Source organism: Mesorhizobium waitakense (assembly GCF_056431085.1).
This window is the reverse complement of sequence record NZ_JBWKME010000210.1, coordinates 1-7,104: the sequence shown is the minus strand read 5'-3', so window position 1 is coordinate 7,104 and position 7,104 is coordinate 1. Positions and strand designations below refer to the sequence as shown.

General features: G+C 65.7%; 7 protein-coding genes. 4 read left to right on the top strand and 3 right to left on the bottom strand.

The features are described 5' to 3' along the window. Positions 1-184 precede the first annotated feature (184 nt). From AC07FD_RS37775 to AC07FD_RS37760, 4 genes are all read left to right on the top strand, one after another. Entirely contained in the window at positions 185-1,156 is a 972-nt protein-coding gene (locus AC07FD_RS37775; protein WP_478353957.1) for a GlxA family transcriptional regulator, read from the top strand. A gap of 305 nt (positions 1,157-1,461) precedes the next feature. Next, positions 1,462-2,766: a M24 family metallopeptidase gene (locus AC07FD_RS37770; protein WP_478353956.1), complete on the top strand. Its 1,305-nt coding sequence runs from the start codon at positions 1,462-1,464 to the stop codon at positions 2,764-2,766. 109 nt (positions 2,767-2,875) lie between these two features. Beyond that, positions 2,876-3,556, top strand: a complete 681-nt coding sequence (locus tag AC07FD_RS37765; protein ID WP_478353955.1) for an isochorismatase family protein — start codon at positions 2,876-2,878, stop codon at positions 3,554-3,556. Beyond that, entirely contained in the window at positions 3,553-4,512 is a 960-nt protein-coding gene (locus AC07FD_RS37760) for an alpha/beta hydrolase (RefSeq protein ID WP_478353954.1), read from the top strand. The genes AC07FD_RS37765 and AC07FD_RS37760 overlap by 4 nt, the downstream gene beginning before the upstream one ends. Before the next feature lie 352 nt (positions 4,513-4,864). Here the strand turns inward: AC07FD_RS37760 and msrA are convergent, their stop codons facing one another. From msrA to AC07FD_RS37745, 3 genes are all read right to left on the bottom strand, one after another. Continuing rightward, the gene (msrA, locus tag AC07FD_RS37755) at positions 4,865-5,596 is read right to left on the bottom strand and encodes a peptide-methionine (S)-S-oxide reductase MsrA (RefSeq protein WP_478353953.1); all 732 of its coding nucleotides are present in this window, start codon (positions 5,594-5,596) and stop codon (positions 4,865-4,867) included. A 157-nt stretch (positions 5,597-5,753) separates the two neighbouring features. Continuing rightward, the gene (locus AC07FD_RS37750; protein ID WP_478353958.1) at positions 5,754-6,035 is read right to left on the bottom strand and encodes a hypothetical protein; all 282 of its coding nucleotides are present in this window, start codon (positions 6,033-6,035) and stop codon (positions 5,754-5,756) included. Positions 6,036-6,173: 138 nt separating this feature from the next. Further along, a complete protein-coding gene (locus AC07FD_RS37745) occupies positions 6,174-6,872 on the bottom strand; it encodes a DUF1223 domain-containing protein (protein WP_478353952.1) in 699 nt (232 codons plus the stop codon). Between the last annotated feature and the right edge of the window lie 232 nt (positions 6,873-7,104).

The window sequence follows — 7,104 nt, the reverse complement described above, 5'->3', positions numbered from 1 at the left end:
TGTCACCTATGCTATCGGTCCATTCTGTTACCTATCTATCAGGTTCGGACACAGCGTCCCTCTCCCCGTCACTATACGGGGAGAGGATGCCGGCAGGCAAGTGAGGGGCAGCGCCAACCTCTCGCAATATGGGTTCACCACCCCCGTTGACCCCGAACCCCATCTGCCCGAATTGTAGCGCCCCATGGCAGCGCACGCCCCTCAAAAACCCGCCGAAACGCCCCTCACCTTTGCCGTGCTGGTGTTTCCCGGCTTTCCGATGATGGCGTTCAGCTCCGTCATCGAGCCGCTGCGTGCCGCCAATGTGCTTGCCAAGCGGCAGTGCTATCGCTGGATCATCGTTGGGGCTACGCCGGGCTCGGTCGAAGCCTCGAACGGCGTCGTCATCCAGCCGGGCTTTTACGCCGAGGACGCGCCCAGGGTCGATCGCATCGTCGTCTGCTCGGGCGGCGATGCCGATCACCTCGTCGCCGAGGACGCCGCCAGCTGGATCCGCAAAAGCCTGCGCAATGGCGCCCATATCGGCGCGGTGGCGGATGCGGCGTTCTTTCTTGCTCGCGCGGGCCTGCTCGACGGCCATGCCTGCACCTTGCACTGGACCAGCCAGGCCGCCTTCACCGAGGCGTTTCCCAACATCGAGCTGAGACGCGACCTCTATGTCATCGACCGCAAGCGCTTCACCTCGGCCGGCGGCGTCGGCAGCCTCGATATGATGCTGGAGATCATCACCCGCGACTATGGCGCCGAGCTTGCCGCCGGCGTCGCCGAATGGTTCGTGCACAGCCAGCTCCGCTCCAGCATCGATCGCAAGATGATGCCTTTGCGCCTGCGCACCGGCGTCCAGAACGAGCTTGTGCTGTCGGCCATCGCCATCATGGAGGACGCGGTCGAGGAACGGCTCGGCATGGCCGAGCTGACGGCGCGGCTCGGCGTCTCGTCCGACAAGCTGGAACGGAGTTTTCGCTCCGAGCTCGCCATCTCGCCCAACGGTTACTACCGGCGCCTCAGGCTGAAGCGCGCCGCCGATCTCCTGGCGCATTCGACGCTCGCCGTGCGCGACGTGGCGCTGGCCTGCGGCTTTGCCTCGATGTCGAGTTTCGCCCGCGCCTTTCGCGAGGAGCATGGCCATGCCCCGAAGATGGCGAGACGGCATTAGGGGGTGGTGATGCTGGCGGTACAGCGCCCCCCTCTGTCCTGCCGGACATCTCCCCACGAGGGGGAGATTGGATGTCGCCTCGGCTTTCGCCAATCACTGATCTTGAAGATAAAGGCGCGACTGGCGGAGCTGCCAATCTCCCCACTTGTGGGGGAGATGTTCGGCAGGACAGAGGGGGGCGCGAAGGATTGCGGCGCATCTGATTGGCCGGCGGTATCCCGCACAACACCTGCGGTTTTCCGCACAATCCCTTCGCCCCGTATGCGCCATGGTCGGACCTCGCAACCCAGCCAAGGCGCACACCCATGAGCATCGTCGTATTCGATCCCGACAGCACCGAGGACGTCGACTTCAAGGATCGCATGCGCCACCCGGCGGCGGCCGATCCGGCCGGCGGCATGTGGCTGTCCGACACCGAGCCGTCCTTCATCGACGCGGACGCCTTGCGCAAGGGCCGGCTGGCAAAACTGCGCGGCTGGATGCGCGAGGCGGGCTATGGCGGCGTGGTTTTGTTCGACCCTTACAACCAGCGCTACGCCACCGGCTCGCGCAACATGTTCGGCTATTTCCTGCGCAACTCGACCCGCTACTTCTTCATCCCGGCCGTCGGGCCGATCGTGCTGTTCGAATACCCTCAGAGCTACCATGTCTCGATGGTGCTCGACACGATCGATGAGGCGCGTCCGTCCAAGCTGGTCTGGTCGTCGGTGTCAGGCCGTGACGACGAGACCGCCGGCCCCTTCGCCGACGAGATCGCCGAGCTTTTGAAACAGCATGGCGGCGGCTCGATGAAGCTCGGCCTCGACCGCTGCAGCCATCTGCAGGCCCTCGCCTTGGAGAAACGCGGCTGCGAGGTCCGGGACTGCCAAGGCGAGATCCTCGCCGTGCGCGCCGTCAAGACGCCCGAGGAAGTGAAATGCCTGCAGGTGTCGATGGCCGGCGCCGAGGCAGCCGTCTACGCCGTGCGCGAGGCGATCAAGCCCGGCGTTTCGGAAAACGACCTGTTCGCCATCATGTATGGCGAGGTCATCCGCCAAGGCGGCGAGTTCATCGAGACGCGGCTGCTGACCTCCGGCCAGCGCACAAACCCGTGGTTCAACGAGGCCAGCGGCCGCAAGATCCGGCCCGGCGAACTCCTGGCGCTCGATACCGACACCATCGGCTGCTATGGCTATTATTCGGATTTCTCCCGCACCTTCCGCTGCGGGCCGGGCAAGCCGACGCCCTACCAGAAATCGCTCTACCGCATGGCGCACGACCAGGTTCAGCACAACATCGGGATCGTCAGGCCTGGCATGGCTTTTCGCGAGATCGCCGAGAAAGCCTGGAAAATCCCGGACCGCTTCGTCGACCAGCGCTACACCTCGGTCATGCACGGCGTCGGCATGCATGGCGAAACGCCGTTCATCGCCCATGCCATGGACTACGAGACCTATGGCCGCGACGGCCATATCGTGCCAGGCATGGTGGTGAGCGTGGAAAGCTATATCGGCGAGAAGGGTGGCCGCGAGGGCGTCAAGCTGGAGGACGAGATCCTGATCACCGACACCGGCACCGAACTGTTGTCGCGCTTCCCCTATGAGGATGAGTTTCTGGAGAAACAGGTTTGATGTTGGCATCCACCGCTCATAACGAGCGCCTCATTCCTTCGCGCCCCCCTCTGTCCCGCCGACGTATGAAAGGAGATGCTTCGTCCAGGGACGGCGAAGGCGCGTCCGCATGAAAAGCCCGATCTCCCTCAAACGCGGCGCGGTGGCCGCGGTCTTCATCGACCTGCAGGAGGAGCACAGGCAGGACAAGCGCTACCTCGTCGACGGCTATGAAAAAATCCTCGCCAACGTCCAGCGCCTGCAGGCGGCGGCGCGCGGCAACCACGTGCCGCTGTACCACTGGGCCTACATCGTCGATCTCGACAAGCAGGACCGGCCGTTTCATCCGCTCGGTGCCGATGGCAAGTCGGCCTTTTCCGACAAGAGCGACCCGCTGACCGAGATCTGTCATGAGGTGGCGCCCGTGAATGGCGAAGCCCTGCTGATCAAGGCCGAGGCGAGCGCGTTTCGCACCGGCCCGGCGGCCCGCGACCTCAAGTCGGTCGGCATCGAATGGCTGGTTGTATCAGGCGTCTGGACTGAGGCCTGCATCGACGCCACCGTGAAGGACGCTGTCGCGAAAGGCTTTCGCGTGCTTTTGGTCAAGGATGCCTGCGGCAGCGGCAGTGCCGCCATGCACCAGACCGGCATCCTCAACCTCGCCAACCGGCTCTATGGCGGCGCCATCACCGACACCGAAGGCGCCTGCCGGCTTCTGGCGGGTGAGAGCGTCACCGCCTGGCAGGTCGAAGGCTCGGTGCCGCTGCGCTTCACCTTTGAAAATGCGGCGGAGCTCTACGCCGAGCTATGACGGCCGGACCAAGCATTAGCCGCGGCAAATACGAAAGGCGGCTCGACCCGGCTTTGTGGGGCTATATCGACGCGGTCAACGCCTGGTATCCGCCCGAGATCATCGGCCTGCCGATCGACAAGCAACGCGCCGTCTACGACAGGATGTGCCGGGCCTTCCATCCTGGCCGCCCGCCGGGGGTCAAGGCCAGCGACGGCCTGATCGCCGCCACCGGCCGCGACATCCCGGTCCGACGCTACCAGCTTGCCGGCAGGGCGGCGCCGGCGATTGTGGTCTATTATCATGGCGGCGGCTTCATCCTCGGCGGGCTCGAAAGCCATGACGACATCTGCGCCGAAATCTGCGCCTGCACCGGCTTCGACGTGCTGTCGGTCGACTACCGGCTGGCGCCGGAGCATGTCCACCCCGCCGCCTTCGACGATGCGGTGACCGCCTTCGAATGGGCGGCAGCGGCCACCGGCCTGCCGCTCGTGCTGTGCGGCGAAAGCGCCGGCGGCAACCTCGCCGCGGCAGTGGCGCGGGCGACGCGCCGCCACGCCGCGATCGGCCAGGTGCTGATCTATCCCGGCCTCGGCGGCGACGAGCGCGCCGGCTCCTACATCGAGCACGCCGACGCGCCGCTGCTGTCGCTGCACGACATCGCCTTCTACCGCGACGTCCGCTCGACCAAGGCGCAATCGTCTGACGATCCGACCTTCTCGCCGCTGCGCGGCCGCGATTTCTCCGGCCTGCCGCCGACGGTGATCGTGTCAGCCGAATGCGACCCGCTGTCGTCGGATGGCGAGACCTACCGCGACCGCATTCTGGCCGCCGGCGGCAAGGCGTTCTGGCACGAGGAGCCGCGATTGGTGCACAGCTTCCTGCGCGCCCGCACGACCGTTCCGGCGGCGGCGGAGGCGTTTGCGCGGATCATCGCGGCGGTCGCTGCGCTGGGCCGGGGTGAGTGGCCGTATTGAGCGACTGAGGAGAGGCGCCAACGGGGCGGCGCCAATCTCCCCCCTCGAGGGGGGAGATGCCCGGCAGGGCAGAGGGGGGCGCGAAGGATCGCCACGCTTCTGTCCTTCTGTACACCTTGAATCCGTCGCGGGCGCAGCTGGAATTGGCTGAGAGGCTGGCGGGACAGCGCCCCCTCTGTCCTGCCGGACATCTCCCCCTCAGGGGGAGATGGGCGGCTCCGCTGTACCGCCTACCTTATAGCGTTGATAGTTGGCGAAAGCGGCTGAGCGCATGATCTCCCCCCTTGAGGGGGAGATGGCCGGCAGGCCAGAGGGGGGCGCCTCGCGCCGACGCCTCTTCGGCGAAGCTGCCTCAGTTGCTGGCCGACAGCACCAGCACCGGCTTCTCGCTGTACAGCGCCGGGAACAGCTGCTTGAGGTTCGCCACCTTGGGCAGGTCGTTGTAGACGATGTAGGGATAGGTCGGGTTCAGGGTCAAAAAGTCCTGGTGGTAGTTCTCGGCCGGATAGAAGGTCTTGCCTGTCTCCAGCGTGGTGACGATTGGCTCGGCGAAGACCTTGGCCTGGTCGAGCTGGGCGATGTAGCTCTGCGCGATCTTCTTTTGTGCGTCGTTTTCGGCAAAGATCGTCGAGCGGTACTGCGTGCCTGAATCGGGACCCTGGAAATTCAGCTGGGTCGGGTTGTGGGCGACCGAGAAATAGACCTGCAGCAGCTGGCCATAGGTGACAACAGACGGATCATAGGTGATCTCGACGGATTCGGCATGCCCGGTACGGCCTGTGCCGACCGTCTCGTAGACAGCGTTTTCCTTCGACCCGCCAGTGTAGCCGGAGACGGCCTTGCTGACGCCCTTGACGTGCTGGAAGACGCCTTGCACGCCCCAGAAGCAGCCGCCGGCGAAGATCGCCTTCTCGCTGCCGCCGGCAACTTTTTCGTCCATCGCAGGCGGCGGGATCTTTACCGCGTCCTCGGCGGAAACCGCCGGCGTCAACCAGAAGGCGGCGCCCGCGGCGGCAAGAGCAAGTGCGGCGAGCGCGCCTTTGACGAAGCCGAATGGACGGTTGGGTTTGTTGATGTCGGTCATGGTTGCACTCCTGTGGCTTCCATTGGGATCAGTCTATTGCATTGGGTACGATGGCGCGATGCACGAGTTGCCATGGCGCCTCACATTCGCGTGCGCCGGCCAGGACTGTCCCTGGCCGGACAGGGAGCCCGCCAGGGACAGCCGGCCAGGACCAATCTCAATTGGCCGGAGCCATGGTGTCCGCCGCGGGTTTCATGGCGTCGGCGGCCGGCTTCATCGCATCGGCTGCGGGCTTCATGGAATTGGTGGCCATCGGATCGGCCGGCTTCATCGCATCCGTCGCGGGTTTCATGGCGTCAGTAGCAGGCTTCATCGCATCGGTTGCCGGCTTCATGGCGTTGGTCGCGTCGTCGGCGCGGGCGGTGCCGCCGGCAAACAGCGCCGTCGAGCACAAAGCGAGAGCGAGCGCCGGCAGCGTCAAGCGGGCCGACGATGTCATCCGGGAAAAGGTCGTCATGATGGTCTCCTTAGGGTTGGGGATGATGGCGCACCTCTTTCGGTGGGCCGGGTTGTCGCGGCGCCGCTGCTGCGGCGTTGCGCGGGTCGTTGTCGCGGCATGATCGTGCCGCGGTGAATTTCAGTTGGTCGCGGCGGCGAGGATCGGTCCGCCGCCCGGCGATTGCACCAGCACGGCGGTGCTGAGCCCGCCGGAAGCGGCCGGCACATCCAGCGCCTTGGCGTCACCGGTCCAGCTGCCGAGCTTGTTCAGCGAATGCACGACATTGGCGTGCGGCAAGGTGCGGCCGGTGTTTTCGCCGCGCGCCACCGGCACCTCGACGACACCCTTGGTATAGCGCACCAGCCAGACATCGGCCCGGCCGCCCGGCGCCGAGCCGGCGCCGATGCTGACCTTGCCGCCGTCGAGCGACAGCGACGGGCCGCTGGCGTGACCGGCGCTCGAGATCAGCTGCTGGATTTCGCCAGGCGCGGCCCCGACGACATCGGCGCGGCCGTTTACCACCACTTGCGGGGTGAACGGGCCGTCATGACCGAGCGGCGGCTCGTAGGTGACCTGGCGCTGGGTGAATTCCTGGCGGCCGAATGTGTCCTTCCAGCCGAGATAGTCCCAGTAGGTGACGTTGAAGGACAGCGCCAGCACATCGGGCTGGTCCTTGACCTTGATCAGATTGGCGTTGGCCGGCGGGCAGGACGAGCAACCCTGGCTGGTGAACAGCTCGACCACGGTGAGCGGCTGGGCTTGCGCCGCACCTAGCGACGTGGCGAGCGCGAGCGCGCCGAGGCTGGACACGACGAGTGACTTGCAGGAACGCGACATCGGCTGGCTCCGTGGGTGACGGCGCCCCGATGCGCCGCTCATGTCCCCACTTCGCCGCCGGCCGAGGCTTTGTTACAGCGCTCACCGGTTTGTGATCGTTAGCATCCTTCCCTTCTCCCCCTGTGGGAGAAGGTGGATCGGCGCTTTGGCGCCGAGACGGATGAGGGGTGCTGGACGGAGCACTATTCTCGCCAAGCTGGAACACCCCTTGTGTGTATCGAATCTGCGAAAG